Origin of the sequence: Segnochrobactrum spirostomi, from assembly GCF_009600605.1 — a bacterium.
GTDB lineage: Bacteria > Pseudomonadota > Alphaproteobacteria > Rhizobiales > Segnochrobactraceae > Segnochrobactrum > Segnochrobactrum spirostomi.
The window spans coordinates 287,973-311,213 of the sequence record NZ_VWNA01000002.1; the positions used below are offsets into that span (position 1 = coordinate 287,973).

Here is a 23,241-nt window from a genome sequence, read left to right on the forward strand (position 1 = left end):
GCCTACGCCCGCCCGACGCCGGGCTGCGGGCGACGAACGGGGAAGCCGATCGGTTTGGGTGCGAGTGGGAAGGCCCGGCACCCGGATCGTCGGCGCCAGTCGGATGCGGCCGGCAACTCGCCCTCGACATCGACATGCGCGGCGCCGTCGTCCCGCAACTGGCGTTTCTCGGAGAAGCGGAGGTTGAGCAACCGCCCTTCGGCCGTCCGCAGGCGCAGATCGCTGCGACCGAATACGTCCCGGAGTGTCGAAGCCGGTAGGCGAATTTCGCCGCAGCTCGTCACCTTGCCGGAACTCGAGAGATAACCGTCGAAATCGTAGTGCGCCTGTGCGACCGAAGCGCCTTCGCACAAGAGAACGCCGGTACCGCGAAGTCCACCGAGATAGTCCATGACCTATGCCTCCTTTCGGGGCTAGGTTGTGTCTCGAGCACGAAAACAGATTTCGACGATGATTATTTGAGCTGATCGGCTTCGAGCGCGTCGGCGAGTTCATCGGCACGCACCAGGAACACCTGTCGGGTGCCGCTGGGGGTGGCTATGGCGGGCATATGCAGCATCGTCGCAGAGCGCCGATAGGCGAGGAGGCCGATGTCCGGAATTTCCTCCTCGTCGATCACCAACCGATAGGTTCCCGCGGGTTGCGGACCGTCCAGCCCGCCGAGGACGAACGGATGCCGGAACGTGACCGTCGTCTCCCGCGTGCGGACAGCCATTGCTGCTTTCAGCCCTTCTTCTTCACCGATCCGATCGATAGCGGCGTACCCTTGCTGAGTGTCGGCGCGGGTGCGACGGGCTCCTTGATCTTCTTCGGTTTCTTGGCTTCACGATTGCCGCGTTGTTGACCCTTGGCCACGATCATCACCCTCTTGTTGTGTCGATTCGTTCAAATACGAAAGCACGGGACCAGGGCCTGCCGGGCAGAGCATCGCGGCGGACTGATCAACCCGATCGGGCCGCCGTTCGTTCCCGAAATCTTCTCTCGTTCCGGCCGTCGTCTCGTCAGCGGGCGACGCGCCCAGAACCTCTGCCGCGCGGGCACAAGGAAAAGCGTAGCGTGGCCAACGTGGAACCCGAAGCTTGGGTTTCGAGAGCCGCCTCGCAAGTCTCCGATTCCGCATCCAGCGGCGGCTCGACTTATATCATCCTACCGAGCGCCCGATCTGACGTCATCGATCGGACTCGAGCAGAAATTAAGAGTCGGCAATTTTGCGAGAATATCCCTCGACGCGAAGCGCGCAATCCACCGACATCCACCGTCGTCATATGGAGATCGAGCTTACGAGCCACAAGGGGGTTCATTTTTCTTTTAATTGTCTCTCGGGATATATGGCCCACGGGGGCGACGAGCGGCCTGACCGGCGCGGCACGTGCTTGCGCACTCCCCTAACGGTAGAGCCTGCCCATGTCCCGAAACGAGATGAGGCGCCCCTGCCGGTCGTCCCAAAGTGTGAGCCGCACGCATCGCAGGCTCTGGAGGAGCGTCAGGCGCCCGATCGCCTTCAATTCCGGATGATCTCGCAAGACGTCGGGCAGCCGATAATAAGGAATGCGGCTGCAGAGATGGTGGACGTGGTGCACCCCGATGTTCGCCGTGAACCAGCGCAACACAGGAGGCAGATCGTAGTGCGAGCTGCCGTGGAGGGCCGCCTCGTGAAATTCCCAGCGGTCACTGGCGGTCCAATGGGTGCCTTCGAACTGATGTTGCACGTAGAACAGCCAGACGCCCACGGCGGCCCCGAGGCCGACGATCGGAAGGTGGACAAGCAGGAAGGGTCCGATCCCGACCGCCCACATCAACAGACATGCGGCGACGGCGATGGCCAGATTGGTCGTCATGGTACTGACCCAGGGCGCCCAGCCCGCGCGGACGGCGCCAAGCGGCAGTCGGCTTTGCAGCAGAAAAATGTAGATCGGACCGAGCCCGAACATCACCAGCGGGTGACGATAGAGCCGATACCGCATCCGCCCCCAGCGCGAACGCGCGAGATATTCCCCGACGGTTAGCGTGTCGACGTCGCCGATGCCGCGTCGGTCGAGATTTCCGGCGCTCGCGTGGTGAACGGCATGGCTTCGCTTCCAGTGATCATAAGGCGTCATGGTGAGCACGCCGATCGCCCGCCCTGTCCAATCGTTGCCGCTCCTGTTGGCGAAGAAGGAGCCGTGCCCACAATCGTGCTGGATCATGAACAAGCGGACGAGAAGCCCCCCTGCCGGGACGACGAGCAATCCGTAGAGCCACACCTGATCGAATTTGATGGCCGCGAGCATAGCGCCCCACGCGAGGGCGAAGGGCACGGCGGTAATGAGCAGCTCATAGACAGCGCGGCGCAGATCGGATTGCCGGTAGCCGATCAGCCGGGCCTTCCAACTCTTTGCATCAGATTTCGCTGCACTGCATTGGTCGGACGTCGGCATTGTGTCTCCGCATCCACGCGCATCACGGGTACGCGAATCCCAGTGTGAATCGATGAATTTTGGTAAAGTCAAACCCGCCGTCAGGTCGGGCGAGATTTGACGATTACATAGAAAAGTGTCTTAATTAAGAGACCTATGATTTTCGTGCTCGCCTTTTCCGATGAAGAGATGGGAAATGGGGCGGGCAAAAGCCTGCACCGCTGCGGCTCGGTAAGCTTTTCTGCCCAACCGATATTCACCTCGCTTGCCCGTCTCCCACTGGCAACCGGGTATCTTGCCCCCCAATTGAACGCGTATGCGGGACGCTCGCTCGATCCACCGCCATCCGCGGACGCATTGGAGATGCCATGACCGTCCTGGAAATTCATCATCGCACCACGTACCGCTACAACCGACCCGTGAGCTTGCGCCCGCATGAGCTGATGCTGCGCCCGCGCGAGAGCCGCGAGCTTCGCTTGCGTTCGATGAACCTGACGATCGACCCCGCTGTGGTGGTGACGTGGGCCCATGACGTCGCCGGCAACATGCTGGCGACGGCGAATTTCCAGGACATGTCCGACACATTGATCATCGAGAGCCTCGCCGAGATCGAACTCGATGCCGTGGAATGGCCGGTCTTCACTGTTGCCGCCTCGGCGATCCACTATCCCTTTCAGTATAGCGCGGACGAATGGACCGACTTGGGGGGGCTGACCGCGCCACAATATCTCGACCCTAAAGGACGGCTGCGAGCCTGGAGCCGGACCTTCGTCCGCGGCATACCGACGGACACGCTCGCCCTGTTGAAGGACATCAATGCGGGCGTGCCGGCATTGGTTTCCTACCAGGGCCGCGACGACGAAGGCACGCAATCGCCGGTGCGGACCCTCGATCGCGGCTGGGGATCGTGCCGCGACATGGCGGTTCTTTTCGTCGAGGCGGTGCGAAGCCTGGGGTTCGGAGCGCGGATCGTCTCGGGTTATCTTTACAATCCCTCTCAGGAGTTCACGGGAACGAGCGGCTCTGGATCAACACACGCCTGGGCGGAGGTCTATGTCCCCGGAGCGGGATGGATCACGTTCGATCCGACGAACCGCGGCGTCGGCGGCGCCAATCTGATCCCGGTCGCCGTCGGCCGGGACATCAGGCAAGTGATGCCGGTGGCGGGCGCGTTCGTCGGGATGAATGATGCCTTCGTAGCGATGGCGGTGGAGGTCACAGTGCGGTCGCTGGCGTGACCGAGCTCGGACCGTTCGGAGGGAGCTGGTGCGGAGGCGATCGCCTTCCGAATGCCGCCAACCCGGCGAGCGCCAGGAAGCCGAGTGTGGCCGACATGACGGAGGCTGCGAGTACGCCGAGCTTCACGGTGTTCAGAAGGGCGGGGTCGAAGGCGCGTTCGGCAATGAAGAGCGCCATGGTGAAGCCGATCCCGGCGAGCAGGCTCCCGGCGATCAGCCGGCTCCACGACAGCCCGTCCGGCAAGACCGCTAGGCGCAATTTCACCGCAAGCACGCTGAAGAGCACGACGCCGATGGGCTTTCCCACCACGAAGGCGGCGAAGATCGCGGTCATGAGGGAGGGATCGAATTTCACCGCTGCCACCGGGACGCCGGCGTTCGCAAGGGCGAAGAGCGGCATCACCGTGAATGCCACCCAGGGGTGGAGTGCGATTTCGAGACGCTCGATCGGCGAAAGCGCTTCGCGGGCGGCGACGCCCGCCCGCTTGAGGTCGCCGCGGGCCGCCGTGTCCCCGCTCCAATGATCGCCAGGAGGATAGGCGACCACGCGATTGAGGATCGCGTGCAAGCGTCGGTCGCTGACCCAGCTCCGGGCCGGCGTCATCAGCCCGAGGATCACGCCCGTCACCGTGGCATGGACGCCCGAGATGTCGAACGCGAGCCAGATGCTGCCGCCGATCGCGAAGTAGACGCCAATCTTGCGCACACCGAGCTGCGAAATGCCCGCGACGGCGGCAAGTCCGAGCCCGGCTGCACCGAGAGCGATCCAGTTCAACGCGTCGCCATAGCCAATCGTCACGACGAGGATCGCACCCACATCGTCGAAAATCGCGAGCGAGAGCAGAAACAGCCGCAAGCTCTCGGGCACGCGCGCGCCGAGCAGGCCCAGGCATCCGATGATGAACGCGGTGTCTGTGGACATCACCGCGCCCCAGCCGCCGGCGCCCGCGCCACCGCGAACCACGAGCAGAAAGAGGGCGGTCGGTATGACCATTCCGCCGAACGCCGCCGCCAAAGGCAGGGCCGCGACGCGCGGCTTGCGCAACTCTCCAAGCACCAATTCGCGCTTCAACTCGAGCGCGATGACGAAGAAGAACAGCGTCATCAGCCCGTCGTTGATCCAGTGCTTCAGCGAACGAAAGATCTCGACGTCGCCGAGACGGAGCCCCGCGGGGATGTCCCAGAATGCGAGGTACGAGGCCGACCATGCGGTGTTGGCGGCAAGCATCGCGACGAGCGTGCTCAGCAGCAGCACCAAGCCCGCCAACGCCTCGATGCGCAGGAAGCGCATGAACGGTTTGGTGAAGCGGTCGGCCGGCTCGGTCGGAAGCCGCGAGAGGGTCTCGTTCATCGCCAAGCCTCCCCTCGCCTACCCCGTGCAGACGGCATCGCCGTCTATGAGAGCTCCTTCACCTCATAGGTCCACACGCGGAAGGACTTCAGGACATGAGGTCCGAACGAATTGATCAGCGGGATGTCGGCGGCGTCGCGTCCTCGGGCCACCACGATCCGGCCGATGCGCGGCACGTTGTTGCGCGGATCGAACGTATGCCAGGCACCGCCGATGAAGACCTCGATCCAAGCGCTGAAATCCATCGGATCCACGACCGGAACACCGATATCGCCGAGGTGACCGTTCACATAGCGCGCGGGATGTTGAGGCAGCGGCAGAAGGTGAGCGCGAGGTGCGCGAAGTCGCGACAGACGCCGACGCGTTCGTGAAACGCCTCGTACGCTGACCGCGTAGACCGCGCGGCCATGTAGTCAAAACGGATGTGATTGTGCACGAAATCGCAGATGGCCTGGACGCGGCCCCAGCCCGGCGGCGTCGCGCCGAAAATATCCCATGCGATCTGGCTGAGGCGGTCAGTCTCGCAATAGCGGCTGCCCATCAGATAGACGAGGCAATCGTCGGGGAGATCCGGGACAGGGATTTCCGGGGCATCCGGGAGCACCTGATCGGGAGCGCCGTCGTCCTCGATCGTGGCGTCCCCCCAGATCCTGAAGTCGCCCGCCGGCGCCACGATCCGCCGGCATCGATTGCCGAACAGATCGAGATAGGTCGAGGACGGCACGTCGGGCGTCGTGAAGAACGTCTCCGCAGACCTGATGTCGGCGGCGCGATCCTCGTGGACGGAGAGGAGGCAGATCAGGGCCGTCGGCCGCTCGCAGGTCAACGTCATGTCATAGCCGTAGCGGATCAGCATAAGGTCGTTCCGAGAGTACTGACCCGTCTAGCGAATATCGGCCGCGGTCAGGATGTAAGGGGCGCTGCGGCCATTCTGATAGGCCTTGGCTGCGGCAGCATAGATCACATTGCGCATGGAATCGAACGTGTCGAGGCACGCCGTTTCGAGCGAGTCCGACATGCGCAATTCGACAGGCGACTTCACCAACGCACGAACATCGACCAGGAAAGGCACCTCGAACATACCGTCATAGCCGGTGAAGCGGACGGCGTTGCGCATCTTGTCGAGGCTGCGACTCGGATTGGGAAAAGCCAGTGTCATGATGATCCCGCCAGCGTTGGATGTGCATTGATCTCGGCGCGTGTCGCCGAGCGGAGACGCACCGGCGGCGGTCTTGTTGCCCAAGAACGGGCCCCGGCGGAGAAGGAATGGCGGGGGTGCCCCTCGTCGAGGCAACGGTCTCCGCGTCGTTCCGTTCCCGTCCGAACGAGCGTTCAGGCCAGGACCTTCGCGATTTCCGGTGACGGTCAGTGGCCGAACGTCCGCTCGGCGAGCGTCTCACCCTTTCCCAAGGCATCCTGCCGGACCACCTCGAGGATATCTTCGGTTACCACCCGCTCGTGCGGCTCGTGCTCGCTGCGGATGCGATATTGCGGCCAGTTTCCGCTCTGCGGCAGCGTGCCGGTGACACGGTAGACGTCGCCGAATCTGGAGGTCAGGACGGTGTGCCCGCTTCTCAGACGGACTTCCTGCCCGACCGAAAATGCGTGTATCCCCGTATCCGCACGGCTCCGATAGAAGGTGCGTTGGGCATTATCTTGAGTTTTCACGGTCTATTGATCCCGATTATTAATTATGGGAATTGTGTTGGCGCGTACGGTCGCTGGGCTCGCCTGGATCGCGATGGCAGGCCGAATGCGTGTATATATCGGCTGTATTTCACAGAAATATGAAGTGTGCAGGCCGAATCTGAGTGTCTGTGATTATAATCACGGATATTCAGCGGGCAATATCAAGCCTTCCGCAAAGCAGTCGCTGGGCGCCGTTTGTGAGGCGCTCGGTCCCCGCTCTGATCAGAGGCTCTCAATCATCTTCTCCGTAAATATTCCTTGATTGTGTTCATGGCAAGGCCAATTCCTCATATTATTGGATAACTCCAAATAATATCGGTCTTAGATGGAACATCACGTCGAGACGAGCCTTGGGCACGAACAATTGAGCGCAAGATTTAGGCTGCTCGGAGCGTAGATGCGACACGATTGTGCGGCCGGCACTGAGGGAAAGGCCGCAGGCTCTCGCAACGGAGGGGCGGGCCGTGCCGCGGAAATGGCGGGTGCTGTCGCAGCTCTCCGGCAACGGACTGACGACGGCCACGGAGTGATTATAAATCCTATGAAATTCCGATTTCGCGCGGGGATCGGCGCGGAGCGCCCTCGGGTCGTGCGCGCTTGAGTCGATCATCATTTGTCGCGATCGCGTGCGAGGCTGCGCCGCCGACCATCACGTTTTGTCGATTGTCATTGCGAGGTCTCTACCCGCTTCGCGCGTCCAGGACGTGGCTTGGCCCAGACCGTGGCGGGTGGATTTCGGCGGTCGGCGCCCGGGAACTTTCGCGGGGTCTTTCCTGTTGTTGATCGAGCTTACCACCGCGCGATGTGAGAAGCGTTTCAATCGCGCCGCAAAGGATCGTGAAATGACCAAAGAAAAGACGCTGGAAGATCTCTTCCACGACACGCTCAAGGACATCTATTATGCGGAGCGTAAAATCCTGAAGGCCCTGCCGAAGATGGCGCGGGCCGCTTCTTCCCCCGAGCTCAAGGCGGCGTTCGAGAAGCACAGGGAGGAAACCGAAGGGCAGGTCGAGCGCCTGCAGCAGGTGTTCGAGCTCCTCGGAAAGCGCCCGCAGGCGAAGACCTGCGACGCCATCGAGGGCATCGTCGCGGAAGGCGAAGAGATCATCGAGAGCTTCAAAGGCACGCCCGCCATCGATGCCGGTCTCATCTCGTCCGCGCAGGCGGTCGAGCACTACGAGATCGCGCGCTATGGCACGCTGAAGCGCTGGGCACAGGTGCTCGGCCACAAAGAGGCGGTGGCGCTGCTCGACGCCACGCTCAAGGAAGAATCCGCGACCGACAAGGCGCTGACAACCCTAGCGGACGCATCCGCCAACGCAATCGCGAAGGCGGCCTGATCAGACAGCCACCCGGGACCCCCGCGGTGGCTGTTTCTTTTTCGGGCATCCGCTTATCAAGAGGAGATCATTATGGGCCGCGGTATTCTACTTTGGCTGCTCGGCATTCCGATCCCGATCATCCTCCTCCTCGCGCTCTTTACAAGATAGGAGGACGTCATGACATCAACTTACTCCGCGGCAGCCGTCGCCGCGCCCGTTTACTCCGCGGAATCCGTCGCCGCGCCCGTCGAGTCCGCGTCCTCAGCCGTGAACTGGGGACCCATCGTCGCCGGTGCGTTCGCGGCCGCCGCCCTCACCGTCGTTCTGATGCTGCTTGGCTCCGGCCTCGGGCTGACCATGGTTTCGCCCTGGGCGAACGAAGGCGCGAGCGTCGCCACGTTCGCCGTGTCCACCGCCATCTGGATGGTGGTCGTCCAATGGCTGTCCTCGGGCGTGGGCGGCTACCTCACCGGTCGGCTCCGCACCAAATGGGTTGGCGTCGCCACCGATGAAACGTTCTTTCGGGATACGGCCCATGGTTTCATGGCCTGGGCCGTGGCGACCTTGCTGATGGTTTCCGTGCTCGGCTCGGTCGTATCCGGGGCGATCGGCACGGGCGTCCACGCCGCATCGACGGTCGCCTCGGGTGCTGCGCTCGGGGCCTCGGCGGGGGCGAGCGCCAATGCGGGGACCGGTGGCGGGCCTGATGCGACCTCCTACTTCGTCGACTCTCTCTTCCGATCCAGTGATCCGGCGCGGATGGATGCGACCGGCGCGGGCGACGAGACGGCAGCGGCGGCACAAGCCTCGCGTATTCTGATCGGCAGCGCTGCCGCCGGCCAGATTTCTCCTGACGACAAGACCTATCTCGCGCAACTCGTCGCCTCTCGCACCGGCCTGTCCCAGGCGGATGCGACCGCCCGGGTCGATGCCGTGCTCGCGCGGATCAACGAAGCGAAGCAGAAAGCGCAGCAGGCCGCCGACACCGCCCGCAAGGCCGGCGCCACCTTCGCGCTCCTCGGCGCTCTGTCGCTGATGATCGGGGCCTTCATCGCCTGTGCCTCCGCCGTGCTCGGCGGTCGACAGCGCGACGACGACGAAGCCCACTATCTCGGCGAACGTCGCTGATGCGAAGGCGGCCGATCCGCGAGGCTCGGCCGCCTTTCGTTGTTCTCGAAGCGCCCACTCGAGGAGCCGATCCGCCGGCTGGCAAATCGTGCGAGGGGGCGCCGACGCGACGGGCCGCTCCCGCGTCGCCCTGAAATGTGCCGATACGGGGCCGAGCGCTCCGGCCGGGCCCCTTCCCCGTCAGCCGCTCGCATCTCATGTCGATCATCCCACAGCCTCACCCCCACGCACGGCACCGCGATCGGCCATTACGATCCGACGCCGCACACGCCGGCTAGCGCATCAGGCCGGCAGCGCGCAGCGCATCTTCGATGATGCGGGCGGGTCCCTCGACGGACGGTGACGGAGCGGCTCGCTTCGGCTGATCCCGTCCGCGATCCAACGGGGCCGGGAGTTGATCCGGGCGTCGGGCAGGCGCGGTGCGCTTGACGGGTGCGGCGCCGCCGCAATGATCCAGCCCCCAGAACGCGGCGATGCTGCGCGTCGACGAGACTGCCGCCTCGATCATGTAGGGCCCCGGAACACCACAGGCATCCGGACCCGATCCGCTCACCGGCGTGCCATGACCCATGCCGGCGATCCGGTGCTCTTCGATCAGTGCGCGCCCTTGGGCATCGCACCAGATACGCCGCGTGTGCCCGGCCGCCTGTTCGGTAGAGGTCGGCAACGCGTCGAGGCCGTGGAGCGTGCGCCATTGCGCGACCACCAAATCGGCGTTGATCGGGCTGACCGTCGCATCGCTCCCGCCGTGCCAGACCGAAAGGATGGGCCAGCGACCCGCATGATCGGAGGCCGCAAAAACGAGATCTCCCAGGCTGTCCGCATCTGGGCCGCCATGCGCCCGCATCCGATCGAACGCTTGGGGAACGGAGGACGCCGTGCCGTAGGGGAGGCCGGCGATGACCGCGCCGCCGGCAAAGACGTCCGGATAGGTCGCCAGCATGACCGACGTCATCGCGCCGCCGGCCGAAAGGCCGGTGACGTAGACGCGGTCCTGATCGAGGCCGTGCCGGTCGATCATCGCAGCCACCATCTGGCGGATCGAAAGGGCCTCGCCGGTGTCCCGTCGCGTATCAGTCGGATTGAACCAGTTGAAGCAGAGGTTGGGATTGTTGGCCCGCTGCTGCTCCGGAAAGAGCACCGCAAATCCGAGTTCGTCCGCAAGCCGCGACCACCCCGCCCCATGGTCATATCCCGCGGCGGTCTGGGTGCAGCCGTGCAGGACGACGACCATCGGCGCACCCGCCGCGAGGGCGGGCGGGATGTAGGAACGCGCCACGAGCGCGCCTGGATTGGATCCGAACGCGGCAAACTCCATGAGACGGTCCGGCCCGGCGGGCTGGTGGGTGCGGATGGCACTGCGTGCAGCGGCAAGGCGTGAGATCGTATCTGAAATGGAACGCATGGGGGACTCCCGGTCATGGCGGAAGCCCTGACCTGTCCTCAACGAACGACAACGCCTTTTGTTGCACTGCAGCATCGGCGGCCGCGCGGACGCCACGCAGCACGTCGCCCCTGGTGCGTCCTGGGCCGAGGCTATTCGTCCAGGGCTGAACCGCGGCCCGAATGTATGCAGGGTTGGCGGCGTGGTCGTGCTAGGGTGCGAGTGCGTAAGTGTGCAACCCTCTATACGCTCACTCACCCCGCGACCGGATTAGGCCCTCCACTCCTGTTGGCTCTCCGGCTTACCCGAAGGGGTACCTCATGCCTATGACCATTCATCCGGAGGCGACCCAGAGTCTGGCGCTGGCGATCCTAACCGCTTCCCACGCCCCCGCCTTACTGCTGGACGGCGACCTCAAGGTCTTGGCGGCGAGCAATTCCTTCAACGCCATGTTCGCGAGCAGCCCGGTCGCTCCCGGTACGTCGCTGGCGGCGCTGGGCGCGGGCGAATGGAACGTGCCGCAACTGCAGTCGCTTCTCCGCGCGACGCTGGCCGGTCACGCGGAAATCGAAGCCTACGAGATGGATCTCCAAAGCGGCGGACAGCTCCGCAACCTCATCCTCAATGCCCGCCGCCTGGAATACGGAACCGACGGCCTGGTCCTGGTGATGCTCACCATCCTCGATGCAACCCACGCGCGCTTGAGCCAGCGCCTGAAGGATGACCTGATCCGCGAGAAGGCGGTCCTGCTGCAGGAACTCCAGCATCGGGTCGCCAACAGCCTTCAGATCATCGCCAGCGTGCTGATGCAGAGTGCTCGGCGCGTGCAATCCGAGGAAGCGCGGGGGCATCTTCGCGATGCGCATCAACGCGTGATGTCGATCGCGAAGCTTCAGCAGCAGCTTTCCGCCTCGCAGTCCGACGAAGTCGGCCTACGCGACTATCTCACCGAGTTGTGCGATAGCCTCGGGGCCTCGATGATCCACGATCACGATCAGATTTCGCTCTCGGTGGACGCGGATGACAGCCGGGTCGGCGCGAACATATCGGTCATCCTGGGGCTCATCGTCACCGAGCTGGTGATCAACGCGATGAAGCACGCGTTTCCCGATCGGCGGAAGGGCACCATCCTGGTGGAGTACCACTCGGCGCTGCCGAATTGGACGCTCGCTGTCAGCGACGACGGGGTCGGAACGGCAGCGACGATGGCCGCTGCCAAGCCCGGCTTGGGGACCAGCATCGTCGACGCGCTCGCCCATCAACTGGACGCCAATGTCGAAGTCGAGAGCGTGGATCCCGGCACGAAGGTCTCGATTACAACCTCCACTCCGCGCCACGCCGAAGCCCGCCGATAGGCCGGCATCCACCCTTAGGGTCCCGCGTGCCGACGCTCTCGCCAGGCACCCCGGCATGGTGCTGATGCACAGCGGTTCACCGAAGGGCGCCGAGAAGATCGCCGCCCGGGTGATCGGCATGGACATCCACCGGACCTTTGGCGAGGTGGTGAGCTGGGATGAGGGTCAGCTGACACGTGGCGGACGGGTGCACATGACCCGGACGGCACAGGAAGGGTTTGGTAAGGGACTGCGGTCGACCGACGAGGTGGTCATTGAGGCGACGGGCAACGGCATGGCGGTGTCCCGGGTGCTGTCGCCGTTCGCGGCGCGGGTGGTGATCGCCAACCCCTTGTGCAGGTCAAGGCGATCCCGCACGCCCACGTGAAGACGGATGCGATCGACGCCGGCACGTTGGCCAGCCTGCATGCGGGGGGGTACCTGCCGTCGATCTGGACGCCGGACGCCGCCACGGAGCGCCGGCGTCGACCGGTGCGCGGCGCTACCAAGTGGTCCGGCACCGGACGCGGATCAAGAACGAGGCGCACGCCATCCTGCACGCCCATCTGATCCCGCCCTGTCCCCACGCCGACCTGTTGAGCAAGGTTGGACGGGAGTGGCTGGGCCGGCAGCCGCTGTCGGATGACGAGCGGGCCGCCATCGACCGGCATGTGCGGGAGCTGGACCGGCTGGGGGAAGACCTGAAGGCGTTGGACCGGGAGATCGCCCAGGGGGCGCTGGACGATCCGACCATCCGGCGGCTGATCAGCGTCGAGATGCCCTGGATGTAGGCTTCCTGAATGACGGCGGTCAGCACCTTCTCCGCCATCCGACGCGGCTCGAGGAAGCTCGTGAAATAGCTTCCGTTGCGGAGCCGTGGGATGCGCAGCTCCACGGTTCCGGCCCGCGTCTCCCAGTCTCGCTCGCGGTAGCCGTTGCGCTGCGCCAGACGATCCTTGGTCTCCTCGCCCCACTCGGCGCCGGTAGGGGCGCTGCCCCCCAGTTCCATCAGACGCTCGGCGGCGAAGTCAATCATCTCCCGCAGCACATCCGCATCGGGGCACTTCTCCACGAGCGCCCGCAGGCTCCTCATCATGTCGGTCATCGGTGGTTCCTCGGTCAGGTTGGTGCTCGCAGCTCCGACCATACCGACCGCCATCGATGACCACCTTCCGCATCAGCTACACCACATCGCTGGACACGATCGGCCGGAGCGCGCTTGAGCCTTCTGTGCCGTCGACGCCGACGGAAGCCGGATGTCGGCGCTCTTGAACCTTTCACCGCAATCGGAGATAGACGGCACGAGGGATCTGCGAGCGGTCCATTTGCCCGGATTTGGCGGCTCGGGTCCTTGCATCGCGGAATGGGAAGGGCCTGTCGTTGCCAAACGAATCCGACAACGATTTCGGTACGTTGCGAGAGCAGGCCCGCGTTGCGTGGCTCTACTTCACCGGGGGCCTCACGCAAAAGGAAATCGCTGACCAGCTCGGTATTACGAGGCTCAAGGTCAATCAGATAATCGGCGCCGTCAGGGCAGATGGCTCGGTTCGAATCGACGTCGACCTACCGCTCATCGATTGCGTTCAGCTCGAGGAAGCGCTGAAGGAGAAATTCGGCCTCAGCGACGCTGTTGTCGTCCCGACCGTTGGCGATCTCTCCGAGCAGCAGCGCACGATCGGCGAAGCCGGCGGTACGATGGTGAATGCTCTGATCGGGGGCCGCGATCTCGGGATCGGAATCGGCTGGGGGCACACGCTGAGCTTTGCCACGCGACGGCTCACCGCAAGAGCGAGCCCAAATTCTTGGGTCGTCAGCCTGACGGGGGGCTTTACCCGCGCCTCGGGCAGCAACACGTTTGAAATCGCGACATCAGTGGCCCGGGCACTTAACGTCGAGTGCCATTACATCACCGCGCCGATCTATTGCTCGAGCACGGAGAGCCGCGAGACGCTCCTGCACAATGACGAGATCGCCGACGTGCTCGCCCGCACCGAAATCGCCGAGGTGGCACTGATTTCATGTGGCGATCTCTCCGCGCGTTCGCAGATCGCTTCGCTGAGAATCGTCAAGGACAATATCGACGACCTGCTGCGGCTTGGCGCCGTCGGGGAGGTTCTCGGATGCATCCTGGCTGCTGATGGACGTCCAGTCGAGCATTTCCTGAACGACAGCATCATGGCCATGTCGCTGGAGGCGTTGAAGCTAAAGCCGATATCCGTGCTCGTTGCCGGGGGCATTCACAAGGCGCCGATCATCTACGCTGCGCTGCGCGGCAAATACGTCAACCGCCTCGTCACCGACGAGCTGGTGGCGCGCATCCTGCTCGAACGCGCGCCCTGATTTGTGCAGCCGCGGCGACCGCGGCGCTCTCTCAGCCTCGCGAACGCAACGCCGCATCGAGCGCTTCGGTCATCGCTTTCAAAGTCACGAACGTCGACGCCGCGCCGGGATCGATGTGACCGATCGAGCGTTCGCCAAGCTTTGCGGCCCGCCCACGGCGCGCGGCGATTGTGGCGGTCGCGTTCATGCCGGCTTCGGCTCCAAGTGTCGCAGCCTGCATGGTCGCGAGCGACGAAGCACCGTTCGCGACCGCTTCCCTCGCCCGCTCGGCCGCCGGAACCCAGGCATCGACCATCGTCTTGTCGCCGGGCTCCGTGCGACCTCGCTCACGGATACCGCCAGACGCCGCCTCAATCCAGGACGCCATCGCGTTGGCGTCGAGATTGAGGCGATCGCTGACAGCCGTGCCGGCGCGCAGAAACGCCGTCGCATAGAGCGGCCCAGACGACGCACCGACAGCATCGAGGAAAGTCTTGGCCATCCGCTTGCAGATCGCCTCGATCGTCTCGCCTTCGGGCGCTGCCGCCAGAGCCTTGGCGACAGCCGTCCAGCCGATCTCCATGGTGACGCCGTGATCGCCGTCGCCGATGATGCCGTCGAGCTCGCTCAGCCAATCGCGCTTGGCGATAATGGCGAGACCGACATTCTCCATCATGCGGCGGAAGATGGCCGGCGTGATGTCACCAGATGTCTTCAATGGCAGATCCGAGGCGGCAGCTCCATCCGACGCGGTGTCGGCGCGGATCGCCGCCGTGTTGCCATGGGTCCTGTGGCGCCCTGTGGCATGCGCAACCGTCTCGCCGACCCGGAGGGCAACGCTGTGGCAGGGATGATCGAGCAGCGGCTTCAATTCCGCGTCGAGTTTCATCAGCGTGATGGATGCGCCGGCCATTTCGAGCGAGGTGGCGTATTCGCCAACCCAACTGTGATGGATACGAATGCCTCGCTCTTCAAGCAGAAGACGCGTTTTCCTGTGAAGGAGATAGAGCTCGATATAGGTCGTCGCGCCGAGGCCGTTGACCAGCACCGCAACTTCGTCGCCGGCCGCCACCTCAAGGTCCGCGAGGATCGTCTCGACAAGATCCGTCGCAACTTCGTCGGCACTCTCGACTCGGGTGCGACGAACGCCGGGCTCGCCATGCAGGCCCATGCCGATTTCCATCTCTTCGTCGCCGATCTCGAAATTCAGCTTGCCCGTCTGCGGCAAGGAACAGGCAGAGAGTGCGACGCCCATGGTGCGTGTCATGGCGTTAGCATGGCAGGCCAGCCGATACACTTCATCGATGCCCATCATGCGGTCGGACGCAGCGCCCGCCACCTTGAATACGAAGAAGTCGCCGGCAATCCCTCGCCGCTCGCCGATGCGATCCTTGGGCGCCGATGCAACGTCGTCTGTCACCGCGACACTGCGGACCGGCGTGCCCTCGCGGCTCAGTTCGTTGACCGCCATGTCGAAATTCATGACGTCGCCATTGTAGTTCCCATAGAGGAAGACGATGCCGGCGCCGTTTTCGACCTCGTGGGCGGCGTCGAGAATGAAAGCTGGCGACGGCGAGGCAAACACGTTTCCGATCGCACTGGCGTCGGCAAGCCCGCGCCCGACATAGCCGGCAAAAGCGGGCTCATGCCCGGATCCGCCACCGACGACGATGCCGACCTTGCCCGCGCGGGGGCCGTTGACCGCGACAATCGCCCGACCGGTCTTGCCGGCACCGCGCAGGATGTCGGGATGAGCACCGAGCATGCCTTCGATCATTTCCGGGATGATGCGATCAACCGCATTGATCAGTTTTTTGGTCTTTGAAGTCATCGGAGATTCCGTCCAGACGGGCGTGGGCGAGGCGTGGAGCGTGGGAGGCCTGAGTGCCGAGCGCTGCCAGAAGGGCTGGCGCGAGAGATCACTAGGCCGTTTCCTTGCGCAGATAGCGCCGCGAAATCGCATCGAAGGAAATGGCGAGCACGACGATGGCACCGCTGACGATTCCCTGCCAATACGGTGAAACGCCGAACAACACGATGATATTCTCAATAATGCCGATGATGCAGGCACCGAAGATGGCGCCCAGCGGAGTTCCAATTCCGCCGGTCGTCGCCACGCCGCCGATGACAGCCGCGGCGATGGGAGCCAGCACCCAGGTCTCGCCGATGGAGGGCTGGGCCGTGCCGAGGCGCGCCACCATCAGAATACCGGCAAGCGCCGACAGAAACCCGGCGAGGGTGAAGACCAGAACCCGGATACGGTTGACCTTGATGCCCAGCATGCGCGCGGCGGCGGCATTGTTGCCGATGGCATACATGTAGCGCCCAAAAGGTGTCTTCGCCGCGAGAAAGGCCACGATCGCCAGCGCCATCACCATGATCACGAACGGAACCGGCATGCCGAGGATGTCACCGCGGCCGAGAAACTGAATCTCTTTCGGAATCCCGGTGATCGCGACACCGCGCGTCAGCACGAGATTGGCACCGCCGATGACGCCGGCCGTGCCGATGGTGAGGACGAGCGAATGCAGCCCTAGCGCGGACACCAGAAACCCATTGAAGAAGCCGAGTGCAGCGCCGAGCACCAGGGCGAGCGGCAGAGCGGCAATCGGCGGCCAGCCGAACGTCACCATGAGCATACCCGCGACGACGCCGCAGAGGCCGCCGACGACACCCAACGAGAGATCCAGCTCTCCGATGATCATCAGGCTGGCCTGACCGATGGTGACCAGACCGACGAATGCCAGGGCCCTTGCGACGACCGACAGATTGTAGCCGGTGAGAAAGTAGGGCGACAAAAGCGAGGAGATGCCGAAGATTACGACCAGGATGACGAACACGCCGGCGAGCGGGTTGCTCAACAGTGCGGAAAAAGACCTACGCAACATTCTTATGCCCTTTCGCACCAAAGATGGCGCCGACGAGGGTTTCATTGTCCGTGGTCGCCGTGATGAACTCACCGCTGATCACGCCTGAATGCATCGCAATAATGCGTGTCGCGCATTTACGGAGCTCGGCCATTTCCGAAGAGATCAGGATGATACCGATGCCGTCTTCGGCTAGCGTCTTCATGATGCGGTATATTTCCGTCTTGGTCCGCACATCGATGCCCTTGGTGGGCTCATCGAAGATGATGAGCTTCGGGCGACGCGCCATCGCACGTCCGATGATTGCTTTCTGTTGGTTGCCGCCAGAGAGATGACGGATTTCCTTGGCCGAGCTCGACGTCTTGATGCCATAGGCGGCGATCACGTCGGCGACGGCCGCCTTCTCCTTCCGCGCGGAGATGCTAAAGCCGGATGTCTGGTCGTAAATGGCCATGCCGATATTGTCGCGCAACGACATCTTGGCGAAGATGCCGTGATGCTTTCGCTCCTCCGATAGGTAAATCATTCCGGCCTTGACCGATATCGCGGGGTCGCCCAGCCGCAGCGGTTCACCACAGAAATGCACCGATCCGGACGTAGCCTTTCGGAAACCGAAAATAGTCTGCATCAGTTCAGATCGGCCGGCGCCGACGAGCCCGGCAAAACCGAGGATTTCACCGCGCTCCAGCTTGAAACTGGCATTGCTGAATTGGCGGCCGGTGAGAGCATTGACCTCGAGGATCGGTCCGCCCGATCGGTCGAGCTCGGCCTCTGGGTGAAACGTGGTGCCCAGCCGTAGGATCTCGCCGGACATCGCCTGGATCAAGCCGTCGACGTCGGTATCGCAGATTCGCCCAGCGGCGACCTTCTCGCCATTGCGCAGGACCGTGTAATCGTCCCCGATCGCAAAGACCTCGTCCATCTTGTGCGAAATGAAGACGATCGCAAGCCCGGCGTCGCGAAAGCCGCCGATAACCTTGAACACACGCTCGACTTCCGTCGGCGTAAGAGACGACGTCGGCTCATCGAGAAAGAGGACCTTCATGTCCTTATTAGTCGACGCGCGTGCGATCTGTAGCAATTGCTGGTCGGGTACGGATATGGTGCGGACGAGGTCGGTTGGCCTGGCGCGGATCCCGAAGCGATCCAGATAATCCTGGGCCTCGACTTCGAGCTTCCGCCGATGAAACAGAGCGCCGCCATGGCCGGTCCGGCTATAAGGAAGGAAGAGGTTCTCGGCGACGCTCATATGCGGGAACAGGCTGAGTTCCTGCGGCACATAGGCGATGGTGCGAAAGAGATCGGCATCGGTGGCCGGATCGCGCCCATCGATGGAGAGTGTTCCGCGGCTCGGCGCATAGGCCCCCGTCAGAAGCTTGACGAGGGTGGACTTCCCAGCCCCGTTTTCGCCGGCGAGAATATGGACCCGCCCCAGTTCAAGGGCGATGTCGACATTGTTGAGGGCGGTGACGCCCGTAAATTCATGGCCAAGATTCTTGGCCTCCAGATAGGCCATCGCTTTACCCCCGGATCAATCCAGGAAAAACAAAGGAAATCCCACCGCCGCGATTTTACGGCGGCGGGATTTCACGAAGGGGCGGTTTCGCGTTTGCGTCCCACGCCCTCAGGCCTACTTGGGGATATTATCCTTGTTCAAGACGGCGATACCGGTGTCGATATATTTCGGCGTCGCGGCACCAGTCGCCTTCTGCCACATCGTGATCACGGCCCAATAGCCCTGCATTTCGGGTTTGGTGGACGACGTGCTGTCGGCAACGCCGTCCCGGATCATCTGCAGCATCTCGGGCAGGTCATCCATGCCGACCAGCGTCACCTGACCGGTTTTGCCGGCTTCCTTGATCGCCTGGCCGATACCGATCGGACCGGAAGCATCGGACGCAACCCAGCCCTTCAGGTTCGGATGAGCCTGCATGATGGCAGCCGCCTGCTTCTGCGCCTGCTCGATGTCGTCATTGTCGATGCCCGTCGCAACGACCTTAATCTTTGGATACTGGCTAAAAACCTTCTGGTGGCAATCGGCTCGGATCTTGTGGTTGGGGGCGCTCGGCACGCCCATCATGATCGCAACCTCGCCTTCTTCCTTCAGAAGTTCAACGAGGCGGTGGGCTGCGATCTCGGCCTGCTCGCAAAAATCATTGCCGATGCTCGTGAGATTCATGTCGGCCGGCGCGACCGAATCGAACACGGTGACCGGTATATTCTGGCCGACGGCCTCTTCGAGCGAGGCGCGATTGCCGGCCGCGTCGAGAAGATCGATGGCGATACCATCAGGATGCGTCGCAATCGAGCTCTCGAGGATCTGGTTTTGCTGAACAACATCCGCCTGCTGAGGCGCGCTGTAGTCAATGGTGATCTTTGATCCGGTCTGTTCCTCGATCGCCTTGGCGGCCTGCTTGGCTCCATTGTTCACTTTATCGAACCAAGGATGAACAACCTTCGGAATGATAACGAATCGGTAGCTATCTTTCTTGATTGTGCCCTCGTTATTTTGAGCGAAGGCGGCGGTCGAGACAAGCAATGTCGCGGCAATAGCAAGCCGCACTGCATACTTCATTGTTTCCTCCCGAGAAACACGATGGCCCGCTGTTGGCGCGGATTTGGAGGCGTTGAGGCCCGGAAAAGCCCTGCCCGTCTTTCACAGGGAGGACGCTATCATGTGTAATTTCGAAAATACAAATATATTTTTGACTGGTGCGCTCGGTCAGCGTTGCCGTCGAACGACCGCGGCCAGATTACCGGGCGAGCGTGCGACCTGCCCACTCCACCGATCAGCGCTCTGGGACGAGCGGGCCGGCATCGACAATAACGTCCCGCTTTTTCTAAGATGCAGGTCCGCATCCCCGCACGCGATCGCCAACGCCAATAACGAGATTCCATGTCCTTCCTCGACCGCGGCCGTGCCGAAAGCCTTCTTCAGGAGATCGGCGCCGAGGCTTTGGCGCTCTTCCAGCCGGAGAATTTCAGCTATGCGACGGGAGCGGCGGCGGGCATGGCCAGCATGTGGCGCCGCGGCGGTTCGACCATCGCCCTCGTGCCGGCCGATCGCGGCGCCCCGCCGGTGGCGATCGTCGGTGATCTCCATGGCGATATGATCCGGGCCGTGCGTCCCGACCTCGACCTGCGAACCCACCCGCTTTGGATCGATGCCGTCGACGTCCGCGCCATGGAGCGGCAGAGCCTCGGTGCGGCCGAGATCGTCCAGCGGGGCTATGAGATCGCGGGCTTGGGGGCGCCCCGGCCGACCACCTTCGACACCGAGGCGGCCTTCGCTCTCCTCGGCGAGGCGCTGCGCGAACGCGGCCTCGTCCACGGGCGTGTCGCCGCCGATCTCGATTTCCTGCCCGCGGCCGATTTCCACCGCCTCGCCACGGCCCTGCCGGATTATGACTGGGTCGACGGCTCGGCCGTCGTCAAGCGCCTGCGCGCCATCAAGACGCCGACCGAAATCGGCCATCTGCGCAAGGCGGCTTACCTCGCCGAGCAGGGTTTCAAGGCGACGCTTGCCGCGGTCTCCTCGGGTGCCCGCCGTGCCGATCTGTCGGCGGCCTGGCGGGCCGGCATCGCCGAGGCGGTCGCGATCGACGGCGCGCCGGTGACCGGAGCCTGGGATTATATCTCCGTCGGGTCCGATCCTTGGAGCCTCGAGGGTAGCGTGGCGACCGGGGCCGTCCTCAAGATCGACGCCGGCGTCCTGGTCGCGGGCTATTCGTCCGATACGGCGCGAAGCTATTCGTTCGGCGCGCCGGACCCGCTCGCCACGGAGATCTACGCCATTCTGCGGGAGGGGTTCGAGGCCGGCCTGGCGGCCATCCGCCCCGGCGCAGCGTTGCGGGACATCTACGCCGCGACGGCGACGTCGATCCACACGGCGGGTCTTGCCTCCTATCAGCGCGGCCATTTCGGCCATGGCCTCGGCGCCAGCATCGGCTCGGAGGAATGGCCCTTCATCGCCGCCGACAGCGACGTCATCGCCGAGCCCGGGATGATGCTCGCCTTCGAGACGCCCTTCTATGGGAAGGGCATCGGCGCGCTGATCATCGAAGACCAGCTTCTCGTCACCGATGACGGCATCGAGGTCGTGACGACGCTGCCGCGAGACTTCCTCGACATTTCCTGAGCGGGAAGGTTGTCACTTCATCGACGGATCGATCTGCCCGATCGAGGCGGCGAACTTCTGGGTGAAGGGATGCTGCGCCCGGCCGGGTCGAGCGGACGGGCTGCGCTTCAGCCGCGGTCGGCGAAGGTGCTGAGGGCGAAGCTGATGAAGCTCGACAGCCGGGGCGTCATGCGGCGGTCGCGGTAATAGAGCAGCGAGACCGTGCGCTCGCCGGGGTTCCACTCGGGGAGAACCCGAACGAGGCGGTCGGCGGCGAGATCCGGCCCGATCAGCATCAGCGGCTGGAGAATGATTCCGAGGCCGGCTTGGACGACGCGGGCTCCGTCACCGGCGAGGAGATCAATGTGGATGGGCGGCTTCACTCTCGGCGGCGTGCGGCTCTAGATCGCGCCGGCGCGGCCGCGGCGGGCGATCGCGGCGGTGCACGGAAGCGTGCGGGGCGGGGCCCGGGACACCACAAGCGGAGGATCAGGCGGCTCAAGAAGGATCAAACTATCGAGAGCGCCGCGCGACTGACCTGCTGGATCGAGCGACCCCAATCGATCTAGGGGGTCGAACGCCCGCTGACCCGCCCCGTCATGCCGGGCGGAGGAGACCTCCTGATCAACGCGATCCCGCTCGGCCGACCTCGAAAGTCCTAAGATGTAAGCTCTTGGAAAAGCTTATAATCATCGTCCGATCGGTTCACTTGCAGGTGGCGCCTGTGCTCGTGGCGCGCGCCGCCTCGGCGACCTAGCGCGGTGGGGGCTTGCGGCCGGCGCGGCTCGTCCTTTCGTCCGCCCCGGGGCGGTCGCCGTTCGGGCGCAACGCACGGTCGCGTGCCGCTGCGTTCGGCAAGCCGTAGGCCTTGGGAAGCGAGACCCTGAGCGCGTAAAGTCTGCGCCGACCGGCATGACGCATATCGACAAAGGGCCGGCTCGGGTGGACGTCGTTCGGCATGGATAAGGTAGGACCTGAACCGCGGCTCATTCGCTCGCGCTTCGACACGCGGCATCTGCCCGCCCCGGCGGCCCGCGAGGCTTGGAATGAAGCCATCAACGTCGTCTTCGACAGCCGGCTGCGGAAGGGCGCCGACGGCTTCTTCGCCTCCGTGGACGCGGCGCTGATCGGCGACGTCGCGTTCGGCCGGATCCAGGGTTCGGCGCAGGATTTCGACCGTTCGCGCTACAAGATCGCCCGCGACGGCATGGACGGATTCATCCTGCAATTCTATTTCACCGGCCAGAGCGCGGCGCGCGACGGCAAGCGCCCCGTGGCCGGGGCCGGCGACCTTTATGTCATCGACATGGCCCAGCCGCTCGCCACCGCCACGACCGACCACGATCAGTTCAGCCTTCTCGTCCCGCGTCGCCTTCTGGCGCCGCGCTTGAAGCAGGTGGACAGTCTGCATCTCCAGGTGCTGCCGGCGAACATGCCGCTCGTATGCCTCCTGCGCGACAGCCTGCTGAGCTTCCACCGCAACGTCGACGTCATGACGCGGCCGCAGGGCGAGGCGGTCATCCCGCCCCTGCTCGACCTCGCCGTCGCCGCCCTCGATGGGCGCATCGGCGATGAAACGGCGGGTGGCGTCGTCCTCGCGCAATTCGATGCGCTGAAGCGCTATGTCGACGACCACCTGATGGATGGCGACCTCTCGATCGAGGGCCTCGTGGCGGCGTTCGGTCTGTCTCGCCGCACCATCTACCGTCTCTTCGAGGACGAAGGCGGCTTCTCGACCTACATCACCCGCCGCCGCCTGCAGCGCGCCACCACGGCGCTCCGCTCCGCCAAGTGGCGCCACCTTTCGATCGCGGACATCGCCCAGGCGCACGGGTTCGGCAGTGCCGAACGGTTCAGCCGCGCCTTCCGCCGGGAATATCGGCTGTCCCCGCGCGACCTTCGGCTGCTGTCGCGGTCCACGGAGGGCGCGAGCCTCCCCTCCGGCCGTGCCTCGGCGGCGGAATGGGCGCACTGGGTCAGCCTCCTCGGCCGCTAGATTCGGGCGCGACACGGGCGTCGCCGTCGGAGGCCTCTTGCCGCGCGGGCTATGAGCGGCCAGACGCGGCACAAAATGCGGTTCCTTTTGGCACGGATCG

At 64.0% G+C, this 23,241-nt stretch carries 20 protein-coding genes and 3 pseudogenes; 8 read left to right on the forward strand and 15 right to left on the reverse strand.

Going from position 1 to position 23,241, the window contains the following annotated elements:
• Nucleotides 1–2 precede the first annotated feature (2 nt).
• From F0357_RS19830 to F0357_RS19840, 4 genes are all read right to left on the reverse strand, one after another.
• Nucleotides 3–392, reverse strand: a complete 390-nt coding sequence (locus tag F0357_RS19830) for a hypothetical protein (RefSeq protein WP_208948494.1) — start codon at nt 390–392, stop codon at nt 3–5.
• 62 nt (nt 393–454) lie between these two features.
• Complete coding sequence (locus tag F0357_RS19835) at nt 455–715, reverse strand: hypothetical protein (RefSeq protein WP_153488347.1); 261 nt, start codon at nt 713–715, stop codon at nt 455–457.
• Nucleotides 716–723: 8 nt separating this feature from the next.
• Nucleotides 724–861 carry a hypothetical protein gene (locus F0357_RS24245; RefSeq protein ID WP_208948495.1) on the reverse strand — a complete coding sequence of 46 codons (138 nt, stop codon included), beginning with the start codon at nt 859–861 and terminating at the stop codon, nt 724–726.
• Nucleotides 862–1,385: 524 nt separating this feature from the next.
• Nucleotides 1,386–2,417, reverse strand: a complete 1,032-nt coding sequence (locus tag F0357_RS19840) for a fatty acid desaturase (RefSeq protein ID WP_153488352.1) — start codon at nt 2,415–2,417, stop codon at nt 1,386–1,388.
• Between the two features lie 347 nt (nt 2,418–2,764).
• On the opposite strand from F0357_RS19840, the gene F0357_RS19845 reads away from it, so the two are divergent.
• Nucleotides 2,765–3,634 (forward strand): transglutaminase family protein, encoded by an 870-nt coding sequence (locus tag F0357_RS19845; RefSeq protein WP_153488357.1) that lies wholly within the window; start codon nt 2,765–2,767, stop codon nt 3,632–3,634.
• On the opposite strand, the gene nhaA is transcribed toward F0357_RS19845, so the two are convergent.
• The 4 genes and pseudogenes from nhaA to F0357_RS19865 all read right to left on the reverse strand — a co-directional run bounded on the left by nhaA (nt 3,612) and on the right by F0357_RS19865 (nt 6,653).
• Complete coding sequence (gene nhaA / locus F0357_RS19850) at nt 3,612–4,985, reverse strand: Na+/H+ antiporter NhaA (protein ID WP_153488362.1); 1,374 nt, start codon at nt 4,983–4,985, stop codon at nt 3,612–3,614. The two genes, F0357_RS19845 and nhaA, sit on opposite strands and share 23 nt — an antisense overlap.
• 44 nt (nt 4,986–5,029) lie before the next feature.
• Nucleotides 5,030–5,841: pseudogene (locus tag F0357_RS19855) on the reverse strand (transglutaminase-like domain-containing protein).
• 27 nt (nt 5,842–5,868) lie between these two features.
• Nucleotides 5,869–6,228, reverse strand: coding sequence for a DUF1488 family protein (locus tag F0357_RS19860; RefSeq protein ID WP_376767843.1), 360 nt, complete (start codon nt 6,226–6,228; stop codon nt 5,869–5,871).
• 122 nt (nt 6,229–6,350) lie between these two features.
• Entirely contained in the window at nt 6,351–6,653 is a 303-nt protein-coding gene (locus F0357_RS19865; protein ID WP_312861747.1) for a hypothetical protein, read from the reverse strand.
• 863 nt (nt 6,654–7,516) lie between these two features.
• Here F0357_RS19865 and F0357_RS19870 point away from each other — a divergent pair.
• Complete coding sequence (locus F0357_RS19870) at nt 7,517–8,014, forward strand: YciE/YciF ferroxidase family protein (protein ID WP_153488801.1); 498 nt, start codon at nt 7,517–7,519, stop codon at nt 8,012–8,014.
• A gap of 159 nt (nt 8,015–8,173) precedes the next feature.
• The gene (locus F0357_RS19875) at nt 8,174–9,124 is read left to right on the forward strand and encodes a hypothetical protein (protein ID WP_153488365.1); all 951 of its coding nucleotides are present in this window, start codon (nt 8,174–8,176) and stop codon (nt 9,122–9,124) included.
• Between the two features lie 274 nt (nt 9,125–9,398).
• Here the strand turns inward: F0357_RS19875 and F0357_RS19880 are convergent, their stop codons facing one another.
• On the reverse strand, nt 9,399–10,529 hold the full coding sequence (locus F0357_RS19880; RefSeq protein WP_153488370.1) for an extracellular catalytic domain type 1 short-chain-length polyhydroxyalkanoate depolymerase: 1,131 nt from the start codon (nt 10,527–10,529) through the stop codon (nt 9,399–9,401).
• A gap of 305 nt (nt 10,530–10,834) precedes the next feature.
• Between F0357_RS19880 and F0357_RS19885 the strand changes: the two genes are divergently transcribed.
• Complete coding sequence (locus tag F0357_RS19885; protein ID WP_246161784.1) at nt 10,835–11,863, forward strand: sensor histidine kinase; 1,029 nt, start codon at nt 10,835–10,837, stop codon at nt 11,861–11,863.
• A gap of 64 nt (nt 11,864–11,927) precedes the next feature.
• Nucleotides 11,928–12,615: pseudogene (locus tag F0357_RS25630) on the forward strand (IS110 family transposase); the annotation flags it as partial.
• Here F0357_RS25630 and F0357_RS19895 read toward each other — a convergent pair.
• Nucleotides 12,612–12,947, reverse strand: a pseudogene (locus F0357_RS19895) (transposase); the annotation flags it as partial. The pseudogenes F0357_RS25630 and F0357_RS19895 overlap by 4 nt on opposite strands.
• A gap of 275 nt (nt 12,948–13,222) precedes the next feature.
• On the opposite strand from F0357_RS19895, the gene F0357_RS19900 reads away from it, so the two are divergent.
• The gene (locus F0357_RS19900; RefSeq protein ID WP_153488380.1) at nt 13,223–14,182 is read left to right on the forward strand and encodes a sugar-binding transcriptional regulator; all 960 of its coding nucleotides are present in this window, start codon (nt 13,223–13,225) and stop codon (nt 14,180–14,182) included.
• A gap of 31 nt (nt 14,183–14,213) precedes the next feature.
• Here the strand turns inward: F0357_RS19900 and dhaL are convergent, their stop codons facing one another.
• The 4 genes from dhaL to F0357_RS19920 form a co-directional block, all read right to left on the reverse strand.
• Nucleotides 14,214–15,992, reverse strand: a complete 1,779-nt coding sequence (gene dhaL, locus F0357_RS19905; protein WP_153488384.1) for a dihydroxyacetone kinase subunit DhaL — start codon at nt 15,990–15,992, stop codon at nt 14,214–14,216.
• Nucleotides 15,993–16,083: 91 nt separating this feature from the next.
• Entirely contained in the window at nt 16,084–17,049 is a 966-nt protein-coding gene (locus tag F0357_RS19910; protein ID WP_153488388.1) for an ABC transporter permease, read from the reverse strand.
• Nucleotides 17,039–18,544 (reverse strand): sugar ABC transporter ATP-binding protein, encoded by a 1,506-nt coding sequence (locus tag F0357_RS19915; protein ID WP_153488400.1) that lies wholly within the window; start codon nt 18,542–18,544, stop codon nt 17,039–17,041. The genes F0357_RS19910 and F0357_RS19915 overlap by 11 nt, the downstream gene beginning before the upstream one ends.
• A 114-nt stretch (nt 18,545–18,658) precedes the next feature.
• The gene (locus F0357_RS19920) at nt 18,659–19,603 is read right to left on the reverse strand and encodes a substrate-binding domain-containing protein (protein ID WP_153488405.1); all 945 of its coding nucleotides are present in this window, start codon (nt 19,601–19,603) and stop codon (nt 18,659–18,661) included.
• 321 nt (nt 19,604–19,924) lie between these two features.
• Between F0357_RS19920 and F0357_RS19925 the strand changes: the two genes are divergently transcribed.
• Complete coding sequence (locus F0357_RS19925; RefSeq protein WP_153488410.1) at nt 19,925–21,166, forward strand: M24 family metallopeptidase; 1,242 nt, start codon at nt 19,925–19,927, stop codon at nt 21,164–21,166.
• A gap of 107 nt (nt 21,167–21,273) precedes the next feature.
• Here the strand turns inward: F0357_RS19925 and F0357_RS19930 are convergent, their stop codons facing one another.
• A complete protein-coding gene (locus F0357_RS19930; RefSeq protein ID WP_153488413.1) occupies nt 21,274–21,528 on the reverse strand; it encodes a LysR substrate-binding domain-containing protein in 255 nt (84 codons plus the stop codon).
• A 575-nt stretch (nt 21,529–22,103) separates the two neighbouring features.
• Between F0357_RS19930 and F0357_RS19935 the strand changes: the two genes are divergently transcribed.
• Nucleotides 22,104–23,141 carry a helix-turn-helix domain-containing protein gene (locus F0357_RS19935; RefSeq protein WP_153488418.1) on the forward strand — a complete coding sequence of 346 codons (1,038 nt, stop codon included), beginning with the start codon at nt 22,104–22,106 and terminating at the stop codon, nt 23,139–23,141.
• The last annotated feature ends 100 nt before the right edge of the window (nt 23,142–23,241 follow it).

Coding starts and splice junctions, on each gene's coding strand:
- F0357_RS19830 (WP_208948494.1), bottom strand. CDS start 392: ATGGACTATCTCGGTGGACTTCGCGGTACCGGCGTTCTCTTGTGCGAA.
- F0357_RS19835 (WP_153488347.1), bottom strand. CDS start 715: ATGGCTGTCCGCACGCGGGAGACGACGGTCACGTTCCGGCATCCGTTC.
- F0357_RS24245 (WP_208948495.1), bottom strand. CDS start 861: ATGATCGTGGCCAAGGGTCAACAACGCGGCAATCGTGAAGCCAAGAAA.
- F0357_RS19840 (WP_153488352.1), bottom strand. CDS start 2,417: ATGCCGACGTCCGACCAATGCAGTGCAGCGAAATCTGATGCAAAGAGT.
- F0357_RS19845 (WP_153488357.1), top strand. CDS start 2,765: ATGACCGTCCTGGAAATTCATCATCGCACCACGTACCGCTACAACCGA.
- nhaA (WP_153488362.1), bottom strand. CDS start 4,985: ATGAACGAGACCCTCTCGCGGCTTCCGACCGAGCCGGCCGACCGCTTC.
- F0357_RS19870 (WP_153488801.1), top strand. CDS start 7,517: ATGACCAAAGAAAAGACGCTGGAAGATCTCTTCCACGACACGCTCAAG.
- F0357_RS19875 (WP_153488365.1), top strand. CDS start 8,174: ATGACATCAACTTACTCCGCGGCAGCCGTCGCCGCGCCCGTTTACTCC.
- F0357_RS19880 (WP_153488370.1), bottom strand. CDS start 10,529: ATGCGTTCCATTTCAGATACGATCTCACGCCTTGCCGCTGCACGCAGT.
- F0357_RS19885 (WP_246161784.1), top strand. CDS start 10,835: ATGACCATTCATCCGGAGGCGACCCAGAGTCTGGCGCTGGCGATCCTA.
- dhaL (WP_153488384.1), bottom strand. CDS start 15,992: ATGACTTCAAAGACCAAAAAACTGATCAATGCGGTTGATCGCATCATC.
- F0357_RS19910 (WP_153488388.1), bottom strand. CDS start 17,049: ATGTTGCGTAGGTCTTTTTCCGCACTGTTGAGCAACCCGCTCGCCGGC.
- F0357_RS19915 (WP_153488400.1), bottom strand. CDS start 18,544: ATGGCCTATCTGGAGGCCAAGAATCTTGGCCATGAATTTACGGGCGTC.
- F0357_RS19920 (WP_153488405.1), bottom strand. CDS start 19,603: ATGAAGTATGCAGTGCGGCTTGCTATTGCCGCGACATTGCTTGTCTCG.
- F0357_RS19925 (WP_153488410.1), top strand. CDS start 19,925: ATGTCCTTCCTCGACCGCGGCCGTGCCGAAAGCCTTCTTCAGGAGATC.
- F0357_RS19935 (WP_153488418.1), top strand. CDS start 22,104: ATGGATAAGGTAGGACCTGAACCGCGGCTCATTCGCTCGCGCTTCGAC.